The organism is Paenibacillus sp. FSL M7-0420, from assembly GCF_038002345.1.
Taxonomy (GTDB): Bacteria; Bacillota; Bacilli; order Paenibacillales; family Paenibacillaceae; genus Paenibacillus_AQ.
This window is the reverse complement of the sequence record NZ_JBBOCJ010000001.1, coordinates 5,893,458-5,917,036: the sequence shown is the minus strand read 5'-3', so window position 1 is coordinate 5,917,036 and position 23,579 is coordinate 5,893,458. Positions and strand designations below refer to the sequence as shown.

19 protein-coding genes are annotated in these 23,579 nt (G+C 53.8%); 15 read left to right on the top strand and 4 right to left on the bottom strand.

Features of this window, described 5'->3' with window-relative positions:
* Positions 1-61 precede the first annotated feature (61 nt).
* Positions 62-1,765 carry a CPBP family intramembrane glutamic endopeptidase gene (locus MKX51_RS25205; RefSeq protein ID WP_340994291.1) on the bottom strand — a complete coding sequence of 568 codons (1,704 nt, stop codon included), beginning with the start codon at positions 1,763-1,765 and terminating at the stop codon, positions 62-64.
* 250 nt (positions 1,766-2,015) lie between these two features.
* Between MKX51_RS25205 and MKX51_RS25200 the strand changes: the two genes are divergently transcribed.
* From MKX51_RS25200 to MKX51_RS25170, 7 genes are all read left to right on the top strand, one after another.
* The gene (locus MKX51_RS25200) at positions 2,016-3,377 is read left to right on the top strand and encodes a TrkH family potassium uptake protein (RefSeq protein ID WP_340994290.1); all 1,362 of its coding nucleotides are present in this window, start codon (positions 2,016-2,018) and stop codon (positions 3,375-3,377) included.
* A gap of 12 nt (positions 3,378-3,389) precedes the next feature.
* Positions 3,390-4,058 (top strand): potassium channel family protein, encoded by a 669-nt coding sequence (locus MKX51_RS25195; protein WP_036721939.1) that lies wholly within the window; start codon positions 3,390-3,392, stop codon positions 4,056-4,058.
* Positions 4,059-4,304: 246 nt separating this feature from the next.
* A complete protein-coding gene (locus tag MKX51_RS25190; protein ID WP_340994289.1) occupies positions 4,305-6,572 on the top strand; it encodes an AraC family transcriptional regulator in 2,268 nt (755 codons plus the stop codon).
* 223 nt (positions 6,573-6,795) lie between these two features.
* Entirely contained in the window at positions 6,796-7,092 is a 297-nt protein-coding gene (locus tag MKX51_RS25185; protein ID WP_340994288.1) for a hypothetical protein, read from the top strand.
* A gap of 463 nt (positions 7,093-7,555) precedes the next feature.
* Entirely contained in the window at positions 7,556-8,515 is a 960-nt protein-coding gene (locus tag MKX51_RS25180) for an ABC transporter permease (protein WP_209875949.1), read from the top strand.
* A gap of 14 nt (positions 8,516-8,529) precedes the next feature.
* Positions 8,530-9,429 (top strand): carbohydrate ABC transporter permease, encoded by a 900-nt coding sequence (locus MKX51_RS25175; protein ID WP_340994287.1) that lies wholly within the window; start codon positions 8,530-8,532, stop codon positions 9,427-9,429.
* A 65-nt stretch (positions 9,430-9,494) separates the two neighbouring features.
* Complete coding sequence (locus MKX51_RS25170; RefSeq protein WP_340938346.1) at positions 9,495-11,144, top strand: ABC transporter substrate-binding protein; 1,650 nt, start codon at positions 9,495-9,497, stop codon at positions 11,142-11,144.
* A gap of 114 nt (positions 11,145-11,258) precedes the next feature.
* Here MKX51_RS25170 and MKX51_RS25165 read toward each other — a convergent pair whose 3' ends face one another.
* Positions 11,259-12,158: a LysR family transcriptional regulator gene (locus tag MKX51_RS25165; protein ID WP_340994286.1), complete on the bottom strand. Its 900-nt coding sequence runs from the start codon at positions 12,156-12,158 to the stop codon at positions 11,259-11,261.
* Positions 12,159-12,573: 415 nt separating this feature from the next.
* Here MKX51_RS25165 and MKX51_RS25160 point away from each other — a divergent pair, with 415 nt between their 5' ends.
* The 7 genes from MKX51_RS25160 (at position 12,574) to MKX51_RS25130 (ending at position 19,462) form a co-directional block, all read left to right on the top strand.
* Positions 12,574-13,239, top strand: coding sequence for a succinate dehydrogenase cytochrome b558 subunit (locus tag MKX51_RS25160; RefSeq protein WP_076162220.1), 666 nt, complete (start codon positions 12,574-12,576; stop codon positions 13,237-13,239).
* 74 nt (positions 13,240-13,313) lie between these two features.
* Positions 13,314-15,056 carry a succinate dehydrogenase flavoprotein subunit gene (sdhA, locus tag MKX51_RS25155; RefSeq protein WP_036701593.1) on the top strand — a complete coding sequence of 581 codons (1,743 nt, stop codon included), beginning with the start codon at positions 13,314-13,316 and terminating at the stop codon, positions 15,054-15,056.
* Between the two features lie 38 nt (positions 15,057-15,094).
* Complete coding sequence (gene sdhB, locus MKX51_RS25150; protein WP_036727090.1) at positions 15,095-15,859, top strand: succinate dehydrogenase iron-sulfur subunit; 765 nt, start codon at positions 15,095-15,097, stop codon at positions 15,857-15,859.
* Positions 15,860-16,220: 361 nt separating this feature from the next.
* Positions 16,221-17,054, top strand: a complete 834-nt coding sequence (locus MKX51_RS25145; protein ID WP_340994285.1) for a DUF3891 family protein — start codon at positions 16,221-16,223, stop codon at positions 17,052-17,054.
* Between the two features lie 99 nt (positions 17,055-17,153).
* Entirely contained in the window at positions 17,154-17,882 is a 729-nt protein-coding gene (locus MKX51_RS25140; protein ID WP_340938353.1) for an ion channel, read from the top strand.
* A gap of 49 nt (positions 17,883-17,931) precedes the next feature.
* Entirely contained in the window at positions 17,932-18,867 is a 936-nt protein-coding gene (locus MKX51_RS25135) for a metallophosphoesterase (RefSeq protein WP_340994284.1), read from the top strand.
* Positions 18,868-18,919: 52 nt separating this feature from the next.
* Entirely contained in the window at positions 18,920-19,462 is a 543-nt protein-coding gene (locus MKX51_RS25130; protein ID WP_340994283.1) for a GNAT family N-acetyltransferase, read from the top strand.
* Positions 19,463-20,088: 626 nt separating this feature from the next.
* Here MKX51_RS25130 and MKX51_RS25125 read toward each other — a convergent pair.
* Positions 20,089-21,411, bottom strand: a complete 1,323-nt coding sequence (locus MKX51_RS25125; protein ID WP_340991681.1) for an IS4 family transposase — start codon at positions 21,409-21,411, stop codon at positions 20,089-20,091.
* A 399-nt stretch (positions 21,412-21,810) separates the two neighbouring features.
* On the opposite strand from MKX51_RS25125, the gene MKX51_RS25120 reads away from it, so the two are divergent.
* Positions 21,811-22,551 carry an NADPH-dependent oxidoreductase gene (locus MKX51_RS25120; RefSeq protein WP_340995702.1) on the top strand — a complete coding sequence of 247 codons (741 nt, stop codon included), beginning with the start codon at positions 21,811-21,813 and terminating at the stop codon, positions 22,549-22,551.
* Between the two features lie 189 nt (positions 22,552-22,740).
* Here the strand turns inward: MKX51_RS25120 and MKX51_RS25115 are convergent, their stop codons facing one another.
* Complete coding sequence (locus MKX51_RS25115) at positions 22,741-23,550, bottom strand: histidinol-phosphatase (protein ID WP_340994282.1); 810 nt, start codon at positions 23,548-23,550, stop codon at positions 22,741-22,743.
* Between the last annotated feature and the right edge of the window lie 29 nt (positions 23,551-23,579).

The window sequence follows — 23,579 nt, the reverse complement described above, 5'->3', positions numbered from 1 at the left end:
GCATAACAATACAGAAGCGGCTGCGCTATCCCGGAGGAGGAGGCGCAGCCGCTTCTGGTGTTTATGGAGTAGGATTCGGTTGGGCCTGCTTCGGCTCCCGTGGAGGGTTGAAGCGATACACCAGATAACCGACGATGAACGGCAGGATGATGGTCACGATGCCAGCGCCGATATTCACCTTATCCTGCATGAAGATCAGTGTCGCGCCCATCAGGATGCTGTCGAATACCACATGGCTGAACATCACCGCGATGAACCCGTACCGGATGAAAATATAGCTGAACAGAAGACCGATGACCGTCAGCTCAATCGGCCGTGAGATGACGGGATAGATCGGGTAGAGCGTATGTCCGAGTGCCCAGATCAGGGTCGTGATCAGTGAAGCGATGAGCGTATTCTTGACCAGCTTCTTCAGCATTCGGATACCGAACAGACGGTAGACCGCCTCTTCCGAGAGCCCGGCCAGCCAGGCTACAATCGGCAGCAGCCAGGCATATTTCATATTGTAAGGCGACTGGCTGGCGTCAGTGGTGGACCAGTTATCCAGCGTATAGGACAGAATAATGAACATGACGGTCTGTACGCCAAGTAGGATGAAGGCCCAGATATAACCAGCCTGAATACTCTTCAGTACATAGTGGCCGTAGCCGGGCTCCGAGGCCCGGGGCCAAGGATTCAGCTTCTCCTCAGAGCGCCACAAGCCGTCCCCTCCGACCAGAGAGAAGTAGAGCAGGAGCGACATCAGCAGACTGTACAGAACGTAGATGATGAACATGACTACTGCTGTAACTCTTGCCTCAGCGCCGCCGCTGCCGGATTCGGATACCACATTGTAGCTGCTGACCATCATGATCAGGAAATGGACGGAGCTCAGGAAAATTCCGCGTTTCCAGGAAGTATGCTTCCTGCGCAGAATGCCGTAGATCATCGCCAGGATGCCGAGCAGCAGGGTAGGCAGGCCGTAGCCGAACAAGGTGAGCTTCTTGGCAAGCGAGGTCTGCCCGTCCACATAAGTATCATGCCAGGCAGGAGCCGAGAATCCGGCGCGGAAGTACGAGACCTCGCCGTTCAGATAATTGAATTGGTACTTAAGCGGTAATTCACCTATGGTGACGGAGTTGTCGGAATAGACAAGCCCGTATCCCTCAAGGTTAGCCTCAATCTTCAGCTTGGCAGGATTGGCCCCCCATAGCTTCAGCCAGGGAAGGGCGAGCCTCTCTTTTGCCTCCAGGCTCAGCTCCGGAATGCTGCTTACAGGATTGGCAGGATCGGTACGTTTGGTTGCCGCCGTGGGCCGCTCCCCGTAATTCAGCCCGGACGCAGCATCGGCATCGGCGCCAACAGCAAAAGCCACAGGCTTGCCGGTATACATATTGAGATCGACTGCCAGCCGGGCTGCCGCCTCTCCGGACGTATAGAGCACCGCATGGTACACATCGAACGGATAACGCTGGTCCAGCTTATTCTTGGAATAGTCCGGAAGCAGCTTCTCACGGGACATATAGCCGTAGAAGGAAGAGTCCGTCTTGTACAGGATCACCCATTCATCTCCGGCTGCGGCTTCATAGCCGAGCTGCCCGGCGGCGAAGGCGGCGGCCTTCTCCCGGATTTCGCTTTTGCTGAGAATGGCTGTATCCCCGTCTGAACTGGAGAGGAGCTGGGGAGCGATCTGGAACATGACAAATAGAATGAGTCCGAGAATTCCGGCAAGGATAAGTTTGGTAGTAAGGGGCCGCTGGTGCAGGGGCTGGCCGACGGGATTCATGGAACGCCTCCTTGAAATAAAATGCTCTCATCCATCCATTATAGTATTACATGCCGGGCAGGTACAAAGAAATGCCTTATTATCCTTTTACGTGAAGAAGTCCCGGCTTATGCTTAAAGGCTTGTTATTTTTGTCTTCTTATCAAAATGAGTCTTTGTGAAGTTAGGCAATAACGTATATAATTTTGTATGCTTATCTGATACTGACCGATTCGTAACTTCTAATATGGAACCCTGAAAGGATGAGAAGTTTGGCGTCACCGTCTTCCAAGATCACCGGCTTCCGATTCCTGAAGCTGGCTCCTCCGCAAATCCTGGTGCTGAGTTTTGCTGCGGTTATCTTCATCGGCACGTTGCTGCTTATGCTTCCGGTATCCAGCGTACCCGGTCAGCCGCTCCGCTTCATGGACGCGCTGTTCACGGCCACCTCTGCCGCCTGTGTGACTGGACTGGCTGTAGTGGATACCGGTACCCATCTTACGGGCTTCGGACAAGCGGTCATTCTGGTGCTGATCCAGATTGGCGGGCTCGGGTTCATGACCATGGCCACGCTGTTTGCGCTGGTGTTCAGGCGCAGAATCTCACTGCGTGACCGGCTGATTCTTCAGGAAGCCATGAATCAGAGCTCGATGGAAGGGATTGTGCGGCTGATCCGCAAGGTGCTGCTCTATTCCCTGGTTATTGAAGCTGCGGGAGCGCTTCTCCTGTCCATCCGCTGGGCGGTGGATATGCCGCTGGGCCGCGCGGTCTACTACGGGGTGTTCCACGCGGTGTCGATGTTCAATAACGCCGGATTCGATCTGTTCGGCGGGCATGATCATAGCTTAATCAGCTATGTCGGAGACCCTGTCATTAACCTGGTCGTTATGTTCCTGATCATCTCCGGGGGAATCGGCTTCATCGTCATCTCCGACCTGGCCGAATACCGCCGCACACGCCGGCTGTCGCTCCACAGCAAGGTGGTGCTGTCGATGACAGCCGGACTGATTGTGACCGGAATGGTGGTCATCTTCATCTTCGAGTTCACCAATTCGCGGACCCTGGGACCGCTGAACCTTGGGAGCAAGCTATGGGCCTCCCTGTTCCAATCGGTGGCACCGCGTACGGCAGGGGCCAACACGCTGGATATCACGGGACTGCGTCAGGCCACACAGTTCTTCATTGTGATTCTGATGTTCATCGGGGCTTCCCCCGGTTCTACCGGCGGCGGAATTAAGACCACAACCTTCACGCTGATGATCGGAGCTGTCATCTCCATGCTGCGCGGCCGCGAAGACATCGTGCTGTTCCGTTACCGGCTGGCTCAGGAGCGCGTGTTCAAGGCACTGACCATTACGCTGCTGGCGCTGCTGCTGATCGTTACGGTCTCGATGATGCTCTCGACTACCGAGGGGCTGCCGTATCTGATGATTCTGTTCGAGACGATCTCAGCGTTTGCCAATGTCGGACTGAGTCTGGGACTGACCCCGGAGCTGACGCAGGTCGGCAAGATCCTGATCTGCCTGACCATGTTCGCCGGACGGCTGGGACTGCTGACGCTGGCGTATGCGCTCGGTCCGAGACAGGGTAAACCATTATATAAATATCCGGAAGGCAAAATGATAATTGGATAGGGGAATCAAGTCATGAAACCACAGCAGTTTGTTGTAATCGGCCTGGGCCGCTTCGGCTCAAGTCTGGCGCTGGAGCTGATGTCCATGGGCTACGAGGTGCTTGGCATTGACCACCAGGAGGAGCGGGTGGAGGAGATGACCGGACGGCTGACGCATGCAGTCATGGCGGATGCTACGGATGAAGGGATTATGCGCTCCCTCGGGGTGCGTAACTTTGACTGCGGCATTGTGGCGATCGGCGATAATATGGAGCGGAGTATTCTGGCCGCGATTCTGCTGAAGGAGCTGGGCGTCAAGCAGGTGGTCGGCAAAGCCATCTCCATTCTGCATGGCCGCGCGCTGTCGAAGCTGGGTGTAGACCGGGTGATTTTCCCGGAGCGGGATATGGGTATCCGCGTGGCTCATCAGCTGGTGACGCCGAATCTGCTCGATTATATCGAGATCTCCAAGGATTACAAGGTCGTTGAGCTGACGGTGCCCGCCTGCATGAACGGCAAAAGCCTCTCTGAGCTGAACACCCGCGCCAAATACGGCTGCAGCATCATTGCCCTGAACCGCGAGGATGGCATCATCGTTGCCCCGACCGCGCATGATCATGTGCATCAGGGAGACATCATGGTGGTGATCGGCTCCAACGACAGCATCGAGGAGTTCGAGGATGAAGCGGTGAATGCGGAGTAAGGACTTCCTGCCAGCCAGCCTATCCCGATAAAAGAAAGCTACAAACGCCCGGATGGCAATGCATCCAGGCGTTTTTGCTGTTTCGGCGTAAGCCTGCAGCCGCACATTAGAACGCCTGCACATCAGCCTGTAACATGCCGCGCGGGGGTTGAAAAATTTTCCTATACACATATGTAAAATGTATCCTGAAATGATAAAATAAAAATATTGTAAGCGGTAACATAGAAATGCTTAGGGGGATATGTGATGAAAAAAACACCGATGATCCTGCAGCTGGCGTTGATTCTATTCTGCATTATGGCTATTCCTACAGCAGTCCTGACCTGGTACAGCGGGTCACAGATTATACAGAATTCTGAAGCGGCTATCGGGGAATCCACGCTGGCCGGGCTTAATGCCAACCGCAGGCTGAACGAGAACGCGCTGGCCAATCTGGCCCAGGATACATCGCGTCTGGCGGCGACGAATATTTTTGACCGCATCCGCAGCTTTGAGACCTACGATGAGATTAACGCCAACTATAACAATGTAAGTCTGGCGCTGTCCGTGACCAAGGAGCTGCTGAACCTGAACCGCCGGGTGGATGGTGTGTACTCTTCATTCTTTGTCCTGGAGGATTCCGATTATGTCTTCTCTACCGACAGCAGCATCACGACGCTTGCCCGCTATGAGCCTATCGGATGGATCACAGAAGCGCTTAAGGGGCGCAGGGGGATCAGCGGGGTATGGGTGCCCCGTAAGCTTGCGTCGGGCGAGAATGTGGTGTCTTATGTGTACCCGCTCAACCGCCTGTCCACCACCACCCGGGGAGTGATTGTCGTCAACATGAAGGAGAGCCAGATCGGCAAATATCTGCATGCTACCGAGGTGGGTGAGAGCAACTACCTGCTGCTGGACGCTGCGGGTACGGTGATCTCCTTCAATGACCGGTCCATGCTGCTCTCCGACAGCCGTAAGCTGCCGTTCTTACAGGAGATTCTGAATCAGGAAGCCAGTGAAGGCTACACCTTCCGCAAGCTGGAGGGCAAACGGACGGTGTATGCCTGGAGCCGCTCCTCCTTGTCCGGGTGGTGGAATGTCAGCTGGAGCTCCATGGATGAGCTAATGACCAAGTCCCGGGAGATGCAGGGAAATATTATTCTGCTGACGGGGGCGATCATTGTACTGGGGACGCTGCTGGCCATCTTTCTTGCCACTTGGCTATCCAGGCCCCTGAGGCAATTGGTGCAGACGATGCGCTCGAAGCTGGATCTGGGCGTAGTGAACAAGAATGAGCTGGCCTTCCTGGATCTGGCCTTCAAACGGATGCAGGAGGAGGAAGAGAGTCTGTTCCAGCTGCTGCAGGAGCGCGAACAGGATACCCGCAGTCTGGCCGTGCACCGTCTGCTGCGCGGTGAGATTCCGCCGCGGATTACGGAGGTTTTTCCGCATGCCTGTTACAGAGTGGTGGTGGTCTCCATCGACCAATATAGAAGATACGTGGGCCATACCAATGTGGAGACGCGCAGTTATCACCGGTATTTGCTGAGTGCCAAGTATGAGAATGTTTTCGCTGAGGGGGTGGTGGCCCGCTGTGTCTACCATAATGAGGGCTGCACAGTGATTGTACTGAACTTTGCCCCGGAGGAGGGGGAGGCGCATAGTACTCTGATTCATCAGGCGCTGGAGGAGATCCGCGATCAGTCTCTTGAGCTGCTGGAGCATTCGGTCACGATTGGGGTGAGTGAGCGGACGGATGCTCCGGAGAGGGTGGCGCTGCGGCTGTTCGAGGCGATGGAGGTGATTAAGCGCAGGATGATCAAGGGGGCCGGAAGCATCATGTACTGGCACGACGGGGAGGATAACAGCCGCAAGTATGTTGACTCTGAGAGTAGCGAGCGGCGAATTCTGAATTTCCTGGATGCCGGCGACCTGGTGGGAATCTTCAAGGAGCTGCAGAGCATCCGCAGCCAGATCTCCGCAGAGGAACATATCTCCTACGATAATATTATGTTCATCTATCATCAGCTGATGGGCGCGACGATCAAGCATCTCCGGGAGAACCACCTCGGAACTGGAAGGATGATTATGGGCCGGGGCAACGTGTATTCGATTCTCGCCGCGATGGATACGCTGGATGAGCTGGAGGAGTACCTGTATGATTTTTACTGTGAGATTGTACAGAGCCTGGACCGCAGCACCCATGAGACCAATTATGCGCAGCGGATCATGGAGTACCTGAAGCAGCACTACCGCGAAGAGATCATCTTCGAGGACATGGCCAAGCAGATAGGCATCAGCTACTCCTATATGCGCAAGCTTGTCTATGAGCAGATCGGCAGCAGTATGATTGATTTCGTCAACCAGCTAAGGATCGAGCAGGCCAAGGAGCTGCTGCTGGATTCGGGGCTGACGATCAAGCAGATTGCCGCAGAGGTCGGTTACGCCAATGTGCAGAGCTTCAACCGCTTTTTCCGCAAGTATGAAGGCATGCCGCCGAGCGGCTACAAATCGGCTAAGAGCAAGAGTTCTTAGAAGCTCATAGATGGTGATGAAAGCCCATAAAAGCCCATAAAAGCCCATAAAAGCCCATAAAAGCCCATAAAAGCCCATAAAAGCCCATAAAAGCCCATAAAAGCCCATAAAAGCTCATGGAAACCCGTAGAAACCATTAGAAACCCATCCCCGGCGGACCGGTATCTCGTTTCAAGGATCTTGGTTTTTCGGCTTGTCGGTGGAAAGTGGGCAGGCGGTGGAAATGAGAGGGATAAATCCCTCTGGTGATGCCGAAAGTGGGCTGGATGCGGAAAAGAAAGGGATAAATCCCTCTGGTGGTGCCGAAAGTGAGCTGGATGCGGAAAAGAAAGGGATAAATCCCTCTGATGGAGCCGAAAGTGGGCTGGATGCGGAAAAGAAAGGGATAAATCCCTCTGATAGTGCTGAAAGTGAGCTGGATGCGGAAATGAAAGGGATAAATCCCTCTGATGGAGCCGAAAGTGAGCGGATGAGAAGCATAAGTGCCCCTGAATTTCAGAAAAGTTGGCCAACTGAGTAAATGAAGAGCACAAGTGCCCCTGAGTTCGTGGAAAGTAGGAGTGTTCAAATCTATATTAGTAAAAGCGGGCGGGGTGAGCAACAGTAGCTCCCTAATCATTCCTGATAGCTCTCATAGCTCCCGAATCGCTCCCTGTTAGCTATCATCGCTCCTTGATCGCTCCCTCATCGCCCCAATCACTCCAATCTCCCCCGGCCCCATCCCTCGCCATGCCTTTCTATCCGACTTGTACCTGCTCTCCTAATTGAAAGCGCTTTATTAATTTTGGGAATGCCTATCAGTTTTGATTATTCTCCTGCGGCTGAGGCCTGGAGGGCCGGGCGGTAATCCATTGGCAATCAATTGTGATAGGTGATCATCAATACTCATGATATTCAAGACCCGGCAAAGGCGGTAGCATAGGAGCCAGGCCGGAGAACACGAGCCGGAAGCCGGCAAGAAGAATTCAAGGCAGGAGGTGAATATGTTGAAAGCTGCAAGCGCTTCACAAACGAATCACAGTCCTTTATTAAGAAGGAAACAGGGGTTCAGCTATTATTTACAGCGGGATTGGCAGCTCTATCTGCTGGTGATGCTTCCGCTGGCTTTTGTCATCGTATTCAAATATTTGCCCATGACCGGACTTGTAATCGCCTTCAAGGACTATAAGATCGCCAGAGGCTTCTGGGGCAGTGAATGGGCCGGGCTGCAGGTCTTCCAGGACCTGTTCGCCAAGCCTGATTTCATCCGGGCCGTCCGCAACACTCTGCTGCTGAACGTGCTTGACCTGTGCTTCAGCTTCACGATGCCGATTGTGCTGGCTCTGCTGCTGAACGAGATCAAGAGTGTACGGTTCAAAAGAATCAATCAGACGGTGCTGTATTTGCCCCATTTCCTCTCCTGGGTCATTATCGGAGCCATCGCGTATCAGCTCCTCAGTGAGGGGGGCGGCGTTGTCAATAACCTCATAGAGCTGATGGGAGGCACCCGGATTCCGTTCCTGCAGCAGGATACGAATTGGCTCATTAGCTATCTCGTGATCGGGGTCTGGCAGAGCATGGGCTGGGGCACGATTATCTACCTGGCGGCGATGAGCGGCATCAACCCTGAGATGTATGAAGCGGCTACGGTGGACGGGGCAGGCCGCTGGAGAAAGGTATGGAATATCACCCTTCCATCGATCCGGGCAACGATTGTGACGCTCTTGATTATGGCGCTGGGCAAAGTAATGGACGGCTCCTTCGAGCGGATATACGCGCTCCAGAACAAGGCCACCACGGAATTCACCACCACCATTCCCGTTCTGGTGTACCGCTGGGGGATTGAGAGTGGTAATTTCAGCCGGGCGACCGCCATCGGATTATTCCAGTCCGTCATCGGGATTATTCTGGTCATTTCCGCGGACCGCGTAGCCAAGAAGCTTGGCGAGGATGGGATTTTGTAGAAAGGAGAGGAACCATGAAAGCAATTGCCGGAGGCACTGCCGCACCCCATAAAGCACGTATCGATATCTGGGAAACGCTGATCCGCCTCGTCATTATTATCATCTCATTGATCTGCCTGCTGCCGTTCATTCATGTCGTATCGAAATCGCTGAGCTCTGACTCCTTCGTCATTGCCAACAAGGTCTTTCTGTGGCCGCAGGGCTTCACCATTGAAGCGTATAAAAAAATCTTCGCGGATGCCAGTATCCTCCGTTCCCTGTATATCTCGGTCATCGTGACGGTGCTGTTCACCATTCTGGGCATGATCCTGACCATCTGCGCCGCCTACCCGCTGTCCCGAACCCAGTTCAAGGGCCGCAGGGTGATCACCTTCATCTTCCTGTTCACCATGTATTTCAGCGGGGGCATCATTCCCGACTATATGAACATCAATAATCTGGGGCTGATGGATACCATCTGGTCACTGGTGCTGCCCCTCTCCTTCAGTGCCTTCAATCTGCTGATTATGAAGACTTCTCTAACGCACGGGATTCCCGTAAGTCTGGAAGAGTCTGCGCGGATCGACGGTGCCGGGCATTTCCGGATTCTGTTCAGCATTGTGCTGCCTTTATCCAAGCCGATTATGGCGACACTCGCTCTCTTCTATGCAGTGGGACGCTGGAATGCTTATCAGGACGCATTGTTCTATATCAAGCACGAGACCTCGCTCCGGCCGCTTCAGCTCAAGCTGTATTATCTGGTCATTCAGGCAAGTGAAAGCTTTCAGCTGGAGGCCAGCCAGGTGCAGCTCAGCAATCCCGAAGTTCTGAAGGCGTCAGTCGTTGTATTCGCTACCTTGCCTATCCTCTGTGTGTATCCGTTCGTCCAGAAATACTTCGTTCAAGGTGTTATGCTTGGAGCCGTCAAGGAGTAATCCTGCGTCCCTGGTATATAGTCATTCTTTGGAATCACGAAAATTCAAAAAATGGGGGAATTGCGATGAGTAAAAGAAGCGTGTATTCGTTAATGATGGCATCCGTCATGACGGCCGGCCTGCTGGCCGGGTGTTCCGGGGGAAATAACACCAAGGATACAGCCGAATCCAGCAGTAAGCCGGCCGAGACAGCCGCTGCTACGAACCAAGCCGAAGGAGCCTATCCTGATTATTCCAAGGGCTTCGAGAAAAAAGTCTCGCTCGACATTCCGGTCTATGAGCGTGCCTATGAAGGCTGGAACGTGTCCGATAACTATTATACCCGCTGGGTGCAGGCGGAGTTCGGCGACAAATATAATATAGAGGTTAATTATGTGCCGATCACCCGCTCCAAGGAAGTAACGGATTTCGAACAGCTGCTGGCTTCGCACAAGGCTCCGGATATTATTTTCCACTATGATATGCCGCAAGCGCTTACTTATTATGGTGAGGATGTGATGCAGCCGCTCGACTATGCAGAGATTCAGAATTATGCGCCGACCTACTGGAAAAGTATGGGTGAGACGATTGAACAGTATGGTACCGTGGATGATCAGAAGACCTTCTTCTTCGCTGCGCGTCCTGAAGCGGACAACTTCGTCAACATTATCCGCAAGGACTGGGTGGAAAAGGTAGGCATGAAGGTTGAGGATCTGACCTCGCTGGAGAAGTATAACGAGATGCTGGCCAAGTGGAAGGAAGCCGGGCTCGGGGTAAGCGGCGGCAATCTGCTGCAGAACTTCTTCAACTTCAACTATCCGTTCCGTAAATGGCCGGTGGATGCGAAATATCGTGCGCTGTATTCCGATCTCAGCGTGGCCGATCTGACTACAGAGGAGACTGAGGCTTACCTGCGTAACCTCAATTATCAGTATAACAATGGCCTGATTGATAAGGAATTCTATCTGCGTAACGATGAACCGAAGATTAAGGCTGAATTTGTGGCAGGCAAAACCGGCAACTTCGGCTTCTATCTGGCGAACAACACCGATGTCTTTGCGGCTACGCTGCAGAATAACCCGGATGCTGAATTTGCGGTAGTGCCGCCGTATGCGGGAGTTCCGGAAGGCAATAAGCCTCAAGGACGCGCTTACTGGCCGTTCGGCTTCATTATGGGGATTAACTATGAGTCTACGCCTGAAGAACGCGCAGCGGTATGGATGTATCTGGAATGGCTCAGCCAGCCGGAGAACCTGTTCAAGTTCCAGAACGGGATCGAAGGGGAGAACTATACGCTTGACGCAGACGGCATTGCGCTGAAGAATCCGGATTATAAGGGCGAAGCGGTGCTGGCACAGAACAATAACAAGGACTATTGGGGTCTGGTGACAGAAATTGCCCAGTACCCGGATGAAGCCAAGACCCGCAAGGCCAACCTGCGCAACTGGGCACCGGCCGGTTATGAGCCGCTGGCGGATGATCTGGTGAAGTATTATGACGAGGTTGCCGAATTCCGTACACCGGATGCCCTGTTCAATGTGGTGCTGGAGAAGGTGAACGAATACAAGGCCGATCTGAATACGCTGTTCCAGGAGCTGTACGTGAAGGTGGTGCTCGCTCCAGAAGCTGAATTCGATGCTACGTATGAAGCCGCCAAGAAGACGTATCTGGAGGCAGGCTACCAGGAGATTCTGGATGAGAAGCAGGCGGCAATTGATGCAGGCAAGTTCCGTTAATCTTGTGTAAGTCTGGCTTAGTATAGCAAAAAAATTACCCGGCAGTATCCTCACCCGGCAGGCCGATCCGTAGCATTACGGAGGCTTGCCGGGTGATTGCTGTGTTCCCCGCCGCTACTCGCGGCTGTTTAGGAAGACATCCTCCGTCACCTGCACCAGGCAGCGCGCTGCCGTACTGAGTCCGCCGCTGCTCTGGTAGATGAGGCAAGTGGTCCGCTGCGTCTGCTCCAGCTCCTTGATGTGCAGGGAGACCAGTCCCCCGCCGTTCAGCAGCTCCGGGCGAAGATACGAATTCGGCAGCAGGGCCGCAGCTTTGATGGTGGGCAGCAGACGGACGATGGCCTCGAAGGAATCGATCTCCATCCGTACATCGGGATCCACCCCGCAGCGCTGGAACAGATCATCTGTCGTCCGGCGGTACCAGGTTCCCTTGGAGAAAAGAATCATCGGCAGCCGGGAGAGATGCTCCATGGTGAGCCGCGGCGTCAGGGTCAGCGGATGCTGCTCGGAGACGACCAGCCGGAGCTGGTCCTCGAACAGCGGGATGCAGCGCAGCCCCGGCTCCCGGACCTGGGAGGCGATGATGGCGACATCGCATTTGCCTTCGCTGACAGCGGTAACCATCTCATGGGTCTTCCCGGTGATGAGCTTCAGCTCGGCTGCCGGATATTTCTCGGTGTACGCTTTTACGAGGGGAGGCAGGGTGGTCTGCAATGTGGTCAGGCTGGCACCCAGGGTTACGAGCTGCGGCTCGCCCTCCTTGAACTTCGATAACGCTTCCAGGAACTTGGAACGCTGCTGCCGCTGCTCCAGCGCATAGGTGTAGGTAAGCCGGCCAACCTCTGTAAGCTCCAGGCGCTTGCCGAAGCGGTTGAACAGGGCGACGCCGAGCCGCTCCTCCAGCTTGGAGATTTTGCGGGAGAGGGCAGGTTGGGACAGGTTGAGCTGGCGCGAGGCCCGGTTCAGGCTGGAGTGCTCCACCACCGCAGCAAACGCATCTAAATCATCATACATTTCAAAGTGCTCCTCTCTCCCAAATTCCCATCCAACTGTGATAAAAAGTATAGCCGATGATCCAAGGTTCTCCTGATGAGCAGGAAGGCAACCCTAAATTGTAAGTTATTAATGAAGCTAAATGAGAATTATTATCATATTAAAAATATTCTTATGCAATTATTGTATAACGATTAATAATTAGATTGCAATTCCCTTATAAGCAAAAAAAGAGTAACATGAAAAGTGACACAAGATATTCACATATTGTGAATTATTCAGCAAAGTCCGGGAAAACAATGGATAGTGGTGAAAACAGACTATTAGCCGGTAAATCAAGCCTGCCGCTGCCCTGTTTCAACTGTACTCCCGGCGGTGTATGCTCTTTAAAAAGACTTGTGAAAACGCTGTTTTATATGGAAAGGGGACACTTTGCATGAGAGGATTTTATTCCAGAAAGATTCATTCCTTGCTCGGCGTTATCCCGCTCGGGGCATTCTTCCTTGAGCACATGCTGACGAACTTCGCAGCAGTAGAGGGTGGCGCTTCTGGTTTCACAGACAGTGTGCTGTGGCTGAACAGCCTGCCGCTTGTCTTCTTCCTGGAATTGTTCGGCATCTGGCTGCCGCTGCTGTACCATGGAGTCTACGGCCTGTACATCGCGTACCAGTCCAAGCCGAACCTGAACCGCTACAATCTTGAGCGCAACTGGCGTTATACGCTGCAGCGGATCAGCGGAGTTGTCACCTTCATCTTCATTGTCTGGCATCTGTGGGACACCCGCGTCCAGGTAGCGCTCGGCAAGGTGGAGCATGATCAGCTTGGCGGAGTGATGCATAACATTGTGACCCAGCCGCTGCTGATGACTCTCTATATTGTCGGAATCGTGGCTGCCTGCTTCCACTTCTCCAACGGTCTATGGTCGTTCCTGATCAGCTGGGGAATCACGGTGGGTCCGCGTTCGCAGAGAGTATCGTCCGTACTTTGCCTAGGTATTTTTGTTATCGTTACTTTCATGTTCGTCCTGTCGCTGGTTACCTTCCGTAACGATGAATTCCAAACTGCCGCTACGGCGATGCAGTCAGTGCGCAGTTTTATTTAAGAATATAGAGGTGCGTGGAAGCGGTTAACTTGTGCTGCTGACACGCTCACAAAACTTTTAGGAGGGGAACAATCATGGCATCAGCCGATATCATCATCGTGGGCGGCGGTCTGGCCGGCCTGATGGCTACCATTAAGGCCGCTGAATCCGGCGCGCATGTACATCTATTCTCACTGGTCCCTGTCAAAAGATCACATTCCGTCTGCGCGCAAGGCGGCATCAATGGCGCCGTGAATACCAAGGGCGAGGGCGACTCGCCCTGGGAGCATTTCGACGATACCGTCTATGGCGGCGACTTCCTGGCCAACCAGCCTCCGGTGAAGGCCATGTGCGAAGCGGCACCCGGCATTATTCACCTGATGGACCGGATGGGCGTAATGTTCAACCGTACGCCGGAGGGGCTGCTTGACTTCCGCCGGTTCGGCGGAACCAAGCGCCACCGTACAGCCTTCGCGGGTGCGACTACCGGTCAGCAGCTGCTCTATGCACTGGATGAGCAGGTGCGCCGCTGGGAGGCGGAAGGCCTGGTTACCAAGAGCGAGAACTGGGAATTCCTCTCGGTGATTCTGGATGACGAGCGGGTCTGCCGCGGTATCAGCGCCCAGAATCTCAAGACGATGGAGATTCAGACCTTCCCGGCGGACGCGGTCATTCTGGCCAGCGGCGGTCCGGGGATTATTTTCGGCAAAACCACGAATTCGGTCATCAACACAGGAACCGCAGCAAGCGCCGTGTATCAACAGGGTGTGCATTATGCGAACGGGGAATTCATTCAGATTCACCCGACGGCGATTCCCGGCGATGACAAGCTGCGGCTGATGTCGGAATCGGCGCGCGGTGAAGGCGGGCGGATCTGGACCTATAAGGACGGTAAGCCGTGGTACTTCCTTGAAGAGAAATATCCTTCGTACGGTAACCTGGTGCCGCGCGATATTGCTACCCGTGAGATTTTCAATGTGTGTGTGGATCAGGGGCTGGGCATTAACGGCGAGAACATGGTCTACCTGGATCTGTCGCATAAGGACCCGAAGGAGCTTGACGTTAAGCTGGGCGGCATTATTGAGATCTACGAGAAGTTCATGGGGGATGATCCCCGCAAGATTCCGATGAAAATCTTCCCGGCTGTGCATTATTCGATGGGCGGCATGTGGGTCGACTATAATCAAATGACGAATATTCCCGGCTTGTTCGCGGCAGGGGAATGTGAATATCAATACCACGGGGCCAACCGTCTGGGAGCGAATTCCCTGGTCTCTGCCATTTATGGCGGGATGGTCTCCGGTCCGAAGGCTGTGGAATACATCAAGGGCCTTAAGAAATCGGTGCAGGATATCTCCTCCACGGTGTTCGACAGCTTCCACAAGACGCAGACCGATAAATATGAGTCGCTGCTGGGGATGACTGGCACAGAGAATGCTTACGTGATCCATAAGGAGCTTGGCGAATGGATGACGGCGAACATGACCGTGGTGCGTGAGAACAAGAAGCTGGAAGCGACGATCGGCAAAATCAAAGAGCTGAAGGAACGCTACAAAAATATCAATATGAGCGACACTTCGCGCTGGAGCAACCAGGGCGTGGCCTTCACCCGCCAGCTGTGGAACATGCTGGAGCTGTCGGAGGCGATGACGCTTGGAGCCCTCCTGCGTAATGAGAGTCGGGGCGCACATTACAAGCCGGAGTTCCCGACACGTAATGATGAGGAATTCCTCAAGACCACCAAAGCGGCCTGGACGGCTGACGGCCCGCAGATCTCCTACGAGGAAGTCGATGTATCACTGATTCCTCCGCGCGTGCGGGATTACTCGAAGGACTGATCGGTTAGACTAACCAAATTTTCTAGGAGGTAACTGACATGGCGGAAACAGCAGCAGCTCCCAAAAATGTGAAATTTATTATTACCCGCCAGGATGAACCGGAGACCAGCCCCTATACGGAGGAGTTCGAGCTTGCCTACCGCCCGGGGATGAACGTGATCAGCGCACTGATGGAGATTCAGCGTAATCCGGTGAACGCAAAAGGCGATAATACAGTTCCTGTATGCTGGGAATCCAACTGTCTGGAAGAGGTCTGCGGTGCTTGCTCCATGGTGATCAACGGCAAGCCCCGTCAGGCCTGTGCAGCGCTGATCGACAATCTGGAGCAGCCGGTGCGCATTGAGCCGATGAAGACCTTCCCGGTCGTCCGCGACCTGGTGATTGACCGCAGCCGGATGTTCAATGCCCTGAAGCGGGTCAAGGCCTGGATTCCGATTGACGGCACGTATGATCTCGGTCCGGGACCGCGTATGCCGGAGAAGAAACGCCAGTGGGCGTATGAGCTGTCTAAATGCATGACTTGCGGCGTCTGTCTGGAGGCTTGTCCGAATGTCAATGAGAAGACTGACTTCATCGGGCCGGCAGCCATCTCCCAGGTGCGCCTGTTCAACGCTCACCCTACAGGAGAGATGAATGCTGAAGAGCGCCTGGATGCGCTCATGGATGACGGCGGCATCGACGGCTGCGGTAACTCGCAGAACTGTGTGCGGGCCTGCCCGAAGGGCATTCCGCTGACCACCTCCATTGCCGAGATCAACAAGCAGACAACGAAGCATATGTTCAAGCGCTGGCTGGGTGTCTGAGGCAGTGTAGCCCATTTCTCTATAGTGAGAATCGTAGCAGGCCATTCAGGTGTCATTCCTGAGTGGCCTGTTTGGCTGCGCCTGGCATAGGATGTTTCTGGTCGGCTGGAAAAAGGGTACATGTGTAGACAGCCTGTAATGAAGAGCCTGTAGCTGCATAGAATAGCCATACGTGTGCAGGTTCCAATAAATATAGGTGAATATGTTATAATCTACATAGCCAAGTGGAAACGGCTTTGCCGTCCTTTTAAGGACGGTATCGTTTCAGCGAGAAATAGAAGGATAATTTATAGCGTAAAACCTATAAATTCTTATATTTTGGAGATTGCCGCCTGACAGCGGATAACGGGGAGGAATGACTGTGATTTGCCGTGAACAGGATGGAACGCTTGTAATGACGAAGCAGCATGAGCACGGGCTGCTGGCTGGAGAATTTGCTAAGTGGTTCAAGGAAGAGCATACGCCCGCGGAAGGCCGCCGGGCTGAGGTATTGTGGGCAGTAAGCAACCATGACCGGGGCTGGATTGATCTGGATGAGACACCGTTCTGGAATGATGCGGAGGGGCTGCCTTACAGCTTCCTCGATTTTCCCGTTGTGCCGAAGCTGACCTTTTATAGACGGGGAATCGATGAGGTGGAAGCGAAGACGCCATACGGGGCGCTGCTGTGCAGCTCGCATTTTGAACGGCTGATTGAGGTGTCGGGTGAGGAGTGCCCGGAGCTGACGCAATATCTGGAGGGTGAAGCGGACCGCCGCGCCCGTATCCACCGGGAGCTGGAGCAGAGCAAGCCGCTTGAAGAAGGCGAGCTGTATTATGACGCCAGACTGCTGCAATTCTGCGATGATCTGTCGCTGTTCTTGGCGCTTAGTAGGCCGGGCAGCGCCGAATCCGAGAAGCATCCCTGGTTCGTAGACGGCTTCTCCGGCAGCGAGGAATTCAGCTTCACCTCCGGCCGTGCCATTGAGGCGGAGTGGCAGGACAGTGCGACGCTGACCCTGACTCCGTTCCCGTTCACACAGGAGGTTGAAGTAAGCTTCAAGCAGCGGCGGGTCAGCCGGGCGGACATTAAGGATAAGGGAATTGCCCGCGCCTACCGCGAAGCTCCTGAGGAAGAATGCCGGATCAGGGTCATTAGCGGACCAGAGGAGGACTCGCGGGCTAAGACTGGAGCCGGTCAGCACACTAAGGGGTAGTATAAGTCCGGGCAAGCCGCTGCTTTGCGGGTGCCGGCAGGACCGGATGAGGACCTTCCCGGCGGGAAGCCGGGAGCTTAGAACAGGAGCGTAAAGGCTATGGCATGGTGGATCTGGGCCTTCAATATCATTGTCATTGTATTCCTGGTACTGAGGTTTGGCCGGATGAAGCTGAACTGGATGGGCAGAGGCGTGCTGCTCGCTCCTATTCTGATCTATGCGCTGATCTCGGTGGAGGATCTGCTGAACCTGATCGATCTGGGGACGATTGTGCCCGGCAACCGGGGACTGCGCGGACTGATTCTGTTTTTTGTCCTGGCTTCAGTCCTGTTCTATATTCTGTTTATTTTCCATGAAATCAGGGATTCCAACAGCAAGGAAGTCAGGCTGCAGCAGACGCTGGTCCGGATCAGCACCGCTGCGTTCACCTGCATTGTTTTTTTTACAGTCGTATATACATCGATTTATAAGCTGTTTGGACAGTCCTCGTTCCAGGGAGAAGGCTTGGGCCAGGATCTGCTTAGCCAGTTGATTACATTCCTCTATTTCAGCGTGGCTACTTTTACGACAGTCGGTTACGGGGATATAGCTCCCATAGATAATACCTCAAGGCTGGTTGTAGTTATGCAGATCTGCTTCAGCTTCATTACGGTCGCTTATGCGCTGTCCATGCTGGGCTTGTTCCGCAAGATTCTTGGGGGAAATACCACGGAGGAAGAGATTGAGGCGGCCATTGAAGTAGATATTGATGATAAGGTGGATGAAGCCGTAGAGGATAAGGAAGAGGAGCTGGAGGAGCAGGGAACGCAGGATTTCAGGCAGAAATAATAAGCAATATGAACCCAATAAATTTCATGATGGAAAGGAGAATCTCCCTATGAGCAAAAAGCCGTTCGGGCGCTCTCCCGGGCGTACAGTTCCCGCTGCGCCAGACGGCGCAGGAACGGGTCCCCCGCTGCCGGAAGGCCGAAGCGGCCGCAAGATGACCCGCCGCCAGTTTCTGGCCCGGGGGGCAGGAGCGGTGGTAGGGGCGGGTCTCCTCGCCGGCGGCTATGCCTGGCAAGGGGAGCCGAACTGGTTAGAGGTGACCCGCCGGGAGCTGCCGCTTGCGGAGCTGCCGTCCGCGTTCGCCGGGACCCGGCTGGTTCATTTCAGCGATGTGCATCTGGGCTTCAACAAGGATGCGAAGGATCTGGCCCGGCTGACGAAGCATATCAAGGAAGAGCAGCCGGATCTGATCTGCTTCACCGGGGATATCGTAGACAGCTATGCCGAGGATCTGACCGACTCAGTCCCCTTGCTGGCAGAGCTACAGGCTCCGCTTGGGAAGTATGCCATCCTCGGGAATCATGATTACAAGAATACGGAGCTGCTGACCCGTCTGCTGACGGAGGCCGGATTCCGCGTCCTGCGGAACGAGTCCTATCTGATCAAGCAAGGCGGAGCGACGATTGCTGTAGCAGGACTGGATGATATGCTGCACGGCAAGCCGGACCCGGAGGCAGCTGTGCAGCATATTCCGGACGGCATCTTCACGGTACTGCTGATGCATGAGCCGGATTACGCCGAGGTGGCGGAAGCGTACCCGTTTCACCTTCAGCTCTCGGGGCATAGCCACGGCGGTCAGATTCGCCTGCCGCTGGTCGGCGCGCCGTTCACGCCCTACGGATCTCAGAAATACATAGACGGCTTGTATTATACAGAGAATAAGGCCATGCCAGTGTATGTGAACAGGGGGTTCGGCGAGACATTGATGCCGTTGCGCTTCCTGTGCCGCCCGGAGCTTACTGTGCTGACTCTGCGCCGGGGGTAGCCGGACTGCAAGAGAGGGACGCCATAGGCGGGGGAAGAAGAGGGAGAAGTTCATGAGCACTTATGAGATGATCATGGGGATGTCACTGCAAGGCTCTATGGTAGAACTGAAGAATATGGCGTTCGGCGACGGAGCGCTGCTGAAGTCGCTGCTTTCCCACCCGGAGGTACAGCCGCATATTCAGCTGCGCCATGCATCCACTTCCCGGCAGGGTGTGCTGGATAAGCTGGTGAGCCGGATGCTGCACGGCTATGATCCCGGCGCGCTGCATGCAGGAATCTATATCTTAGGCCAGCCGGAGCTGATCGGTTCAGTCTCCCTGCAGAACTGGAACCGGCAGGAGGGCCAGGCGGTGCTGGGCTATATGCTGAATCCGTTATGGTGGGGGCGCGGGTATGCGACCGAGGCACTGGGATTGCTGCTGGCCTACGGTTTCAGGGAACTTGGCCTGCGGAAGGTCGAGGGGCGCTGCCGGGGGGATAATTACCGGTCCGCGCAGGTCATGCTGAGGAACGGCCTGTCCCTGGAGCGGACCCTGCCGATGGCGGACGGCTCGGGCGACGTAATGAAAGTCTTCACATTGTTACACAATTGAAATAATGCCGTTATCAAACTCTAACAGTCAGCGGTTAAACTAAGTACATGACCCCCTTTTGAAAATATAACTGCTGTTGGGACCCGATGATTCGGGTCCATTTTTTTTTGGCGTGTGCTGACATGGGCTCCCGATGAGAGGGATAAATCCCTTTATTTCTGGTGGAAGTCGGTAGGACGGGGAGATGAGAGGGATAAATCCCTTTGGATCGGCCGGAAGTGGGCTGAACGGTGAAATAAGAGGGATAAATCCCTTTGGATTGGCAGGAAAGTGGGCTGGATGAGGAAATGAAAGGGATAAATCCCTTTGGATTGGCAGGAAGTGGGCTAAGTGGCCGAATGAGGAGCATTAGTGCACTTGAATTCGTAAATAGTTGGCTAAGTGGCCGAATGAGGAGCATTAGTGCACCTAAATTCGTAAATAGTTGGCTAAGTGGCCGAATGAGGAGCATAAGTGCCAATGTCATTAAGATAAGTTCAAAGATAAGTTTGGAATTAATAAAGAGAATCCAAAACGGTATGGGGAAACGTCCTATGCCGTTTGTTTTTGGTGTAAGGAAGGAAAAAAGCGCATAGCAAACAAAGCGGATGGAAGATCCACTTAAAAAAATGTTCATGCGAACCGAATTATGCTACTCTGTAGACGAAGCTAATGGCGGATTTGCTACGTATTCTGCGTGTATTCCTTTGCCCAGGACGGGTGAGACGAATCGGCAACATATTTTTGCGAATCAAAGCTTCCACATCAGGCGGGGGTCCATCGCCCTTGGAGCGCAGGAAATGTCTACAGACGTGAACGGCCACCGTGAAGTTGACTTGGTAGAGGTGCCGTTTATCCTTTTGGGAAATGACTACGTGCGAGGTAATCATTTCAGCGAAATTGTAGAGGATCATTCTTGCGAATATCTCTTGGGTAATGGACTCTTGCTTCTTTGCGTGAAAATGGGTCAGACCGATGGTGTATTTTAAGGCCCGGAAAGAGGTCTCAATCCCCCATCGCAGGTGATACAGTTCCCGGAGTTCATCCGGTGAGAATTCAGCAGCCGGTAGATTGGTAATGACGGTTTCATAATCGCCACTGGGCAGGAGGAAACGAACCACCCGAAAGGAAATCGGGTAAAACAGGTTCTTTTGCATGTCCAGAAAATCAAAGCTAGAGGTGGCCGGAAGAATTTTATAGATTTCGGGGTGATCCCTGAACGCTTTCGTTCGTTTTTTAGTCAGCGTCAGGTGAATCTCCTGATCAAACGCCCCTTCAAAGGTCAAGTGCAAGCCCGAAAGAATGCCATTCGAATGCAAATCCTTGACCCGTATGACGTACTTCCATCCTTTCCGTTCCAGATGCGCGAACGTATTGTAGCTTTCCAATCCTCGATCCGCCAACACAATGACGTTCCCCTGAATAGGGGACCGATCCACCATCGTGGACAGCGCCCTTCCTTCGTTGCGTAGCTTTCGAGGTTGAAGGATGGCGTCCACGTAAAGCCGGTTACAGAGGTCATAAGCAGCGTTCAAGTGCAGAAGGTTAAAGCCTTTCGAGTGGGGCTGACTTTGAGAATAGGTCAACGGGTCCGCAGGATCTGTTGCAATATGCAGATCGGAACCGTCAATGGCCAATAATCGATAGCCTCGATAATCCTTGAATTCCGTATGGGACGCGGTAAAGGTGTGAAACAAAGATTCGACCGCAGACGGCAAAATTTTATTTCTTTGCTGAACAAAAGCAGAAGAAGTTGCGGTGTTAACGTCATAGCCCTGCGATTCCAACAGTTCCTTATAGAGGCTGTTGCCGCCCATAAAGATCAGGGTTTGCATAACCATTTCAAAGGGTAGTTTTTTCGTTCGGGTAAAATCCTTTCCCGGGTTTCTGACGTAAGGCGCGGGGGCAGCCGCCATCTCACGGATGAGAGATGTCAGTCTGTCTTTCAGCGAATTTGCATAAGCATTCATTGGCGTAACCTCCTCGTTTTTTCAAGGGGCTTCGCCACACGTTTTCTACGGATTGTCAAGATTTTTTTGTGCAAAAAAAGAGCAGGCTATCTTTTCGATAACCTGCCTTTTTCTTGTTTTTGGCTCTATATCTTAACTTAATGACATTGGCATAAGTGCACCTGAATTCGTAAATAGTTGGCTAAGTGGCCGAATGAGGAGCATTAGTACACCTGAATTCGTAAATAGTCGGCTAAGTGGCCGAATGAGGAGCATTAGTGCCCCTGAATTCGTAGCGACCATACTTGTGGCATCAAACATTGCTGTACTGGCAGTCTCCAAGGGGATTGAGCTATGATAGTGTAAATGGTACATGGATAAGACAAGTATAGATGGGGAGGAAATGAACCTTTGAATGATGTGATTAAATTACTTATGAACCACCGTTCATTCCGTAACTACAGCGGGCAGGCGGTGGAGCCTTGGAAGCTGAAGACGATTATTGAGGCAGCCCAGGCGGCACCGTCGTGGGTGAATGGCCAGCAGGTATCGATAATTGCGGTACGCAGCGAGGAACGCAGGCAGCAGCTGTCGGCGCTGAGCGGTAACCAGAAGCATGTGGCGGAAGCACCGGTATTCCTGGTGTTCTGCATGGACTTTCACCGGGCCAAGCTTGCGGCAGAGCTGGAAGGCCAGCCGTTTGAAACGGCTGCGGATATAGACGCGCTGCTCGTTGGGGCTACGGATGTCGGCATTGCACTATCGAACGCAGTAGCTGCTGCCGAGTCGCTGGGGCTGGGGATTATCCCGATTGGGGGCGTGCGCCGCAACACAGCAGGGGTGATTGAACTGCTGCAGTTGCCAGCGTATGTATTCCCCGTGGTCGGTCTCTGCATTGGCTATCCGGCGGGAGAACAGCCGAAGAGTTCACGCCTGCCTATAGCGGCTGTATATCATGAAGAAGTCTATAACCCGGATCAGCAACACTTGATCGAAGAATATAATGAGACGCACCGGGAGCTGCTCAAGTCCCAAGGGCTGACGGAGCGAAGCTGGACCAGCATAATTTCCCGCTTCTACGCTCTGAATCCGCAGTATGGGGACTCGCAGCGTACGCTGAAGCAGCAGGGCTTCACCTGTGAGAATCTGAATAAGGAATAAACATAGTATAGCTGTACAGCGCAAAAAAGCACCGCAGCAGCAGGCAGCGTGACGGGGAGTGTCCCGTTACGCTGCCTGTTTGCGCGGTGCTGGTTGTATGAGGAGGAGCTCTAACGGTAGCGCTTCAAGCCAATAAAAAACCTCGTCTTGCCAGATTTCTTGCAAAGCGAGGTTTTTGCATTACACTGCCTACAACGAAACCTTAACCTTCTCTCGCCGCTTGTAATAGACCCAGTATTCGAATCCAATCTCCTTCAGCCGCGCAGCCACCTGATTGCGCTGGTCGGCAACGCGGGCAGGGAGATGGGCATCGGAGCCGAAGCTGACCTCCACGCCGAAGTGCAGGGCCCGCTCCAGAATCTCATCGGAAGGGTACCAGCCGCCGCACAGCTTGGTGCCGCCGGAGGTGTTGATCTCGATGGCCGGGCCGCATTCACCGATCACACGTAAGGCTTCGTCAATCTCCTTGGGGGCAGCGATCTCGGAGAACGGCGGATAGTTCCCCTTCATGGCATCGATATGGCCGAGAATCTGGAAGATGCCGCTGCGTGCGGATTCGGCAATCAGCCGGTAGTACTCGCTTTTGGAGGCAAGCCTCTGCGCGGGGTCAAGTCCCTTCCAGCGGCCCTGGTTGAAAATACTGATCTCCTCCACATGATGGACGGAGCCGATTACATAATCGAACGGGTAGGCGGCGTAGGTCTTGCGGTACAGCTCCGCATGCTCCGGGAAGAAGTCGGATTCCATGCCGAGCAGGACATCAATGCGGCCTTCGTATTCTTTTTGCAGCGACAATACTTCCTCTACATAGTGGACCAGCTCGGACTTGGCCATGGCAATGCGCGGAAAAGCCTGCTCGGAAGGGCTTCCGAAGTAAGGTGAATGATCGGAAATACCGATGACATCCAGCCCCGCCGCTATTGCGGCTTCAATATAATCCCGGATCGTGCCGTCAGCATGGCCGCAGCGGAAATGATGGGTATGCAGGTCGAACTTCATAATGGGAACATCTCCTTAGGCCAATATGG

Excerpts from the sequence above, each read along its gene's own strand:
- MKX51_RS25205 (WP_340994291.1), bottom strand. The coding sequence starts at position 1,765 with ATGAATCCCGTCGGCCAGCCCCTGCACCAGCGGCCCCTTACTACCAAA.
- MKX51_RS25195 (WP_036721939.1), top strand. The coding sequence starts at position 3,390 with ATGAAACCACAGCAGTTTGTTGTAATCGGCCTGGGCCGCTTCGGCTCA.
- MKX51_RS25190 (WP_340994289.1), top strand. The coding sequence starts at position 4,305 with ATGAAAAAAACACCGATGATCCTGCAGCTGGCGTTGATTCTATTCTGC.
- MKX51_RS25185 (WP_340994288.1), top strand. The coding sequence starts at position 6,796 with ATGAGAGGGATAAATCCCTCTGGTGATGCCGAAAGTGGGCTGGATGCG.
- MKX51_RS25180 (WP_209875949.1), top strand. The coding sequence starts at position 7,556 with ATGTTGAAAGCTGCAAGCGCTTCACAAACGAATCACAGTCCTTTATTA.
- MKX51_RS25175 (WP_340994287.1), top strand. The coding sequence starts at position 8,530 with ATGAAAGCAATTGCCGGAGGCACTGCCGCACCCCATAAAGCACGTATC.
- MKX51_RS25170 (WP_340938346.1), top strand. The coding sequence starts at position 9,495 with ATGAGTAAAAGAAGCGTGTATTCGTTAATGATGGCATCCGTCATGACG.
- MKX51_RS25165 (WP_340994286.1), bottom strand. The coding sequence starts at position 12,158 with ATGTATGATGATTTAGATGCGTTTGCTGCGGTGGTGGAGCACTCCAGC.
- MKX51_RS25160 (WP_076162220.1), top strand. The coding sequence starts at position 12,574 with ATGAGAGGATTTTATTCCAGAAAGATTCATTCCTTGCTCGGCGTTATC.
- sdhA (WP_036701593.1), top strand. The coding sequence starts at position 13,314 with ATGGCATCAGCCGATATCATCATCGTGGGCGGCGGTCTGGCCGGCCTG.
- sdhB (WP_036727090.1), top strand. The coding sequence starts at position 15,095 with ATGGCGGAAACAGCAGCAGCTCCCAAAAATGTGAAATTTATTATTACC.
- MKX51_RS25140 (WP_340938353.1), top strand. The coding sequence starts at position 17,154 with ATGGCATGGTGGATCTGGGCCTTCAATATCATTGTCATTGTATTCCTG.
- MKX51_RS25135 (WP_340994284.1), top strand. The coding sequence starts at position 17,932 with ATGAGCAAAAAGCCGTTCGGGCGCTCTCCCGGGCGTACAGTTCCCGCT.
- MKX51_RS25130 (WP_340994283.1), top strand. The coding sequence starts at position 18,920 with ATGAGCACTTATGAGATGATCATGGGGATGTCACTGCAAGGCTCTATG.
- MKX51_RS25125 (WP_340991681.1), bottom strand. The coding sequence starts at position 21,411 with ATGAATGCTTATGCAAATTCGCTGAAAGACAGACTGACATCTCTCATC.
- MKX51_RS25115 (WP_340994282.1), bottom strand. The coding sequence starts at position 23,550 with ATGAAGTTCGACCTGCATACCCATCATTTCCGCTGCGGCCATGCTGAC.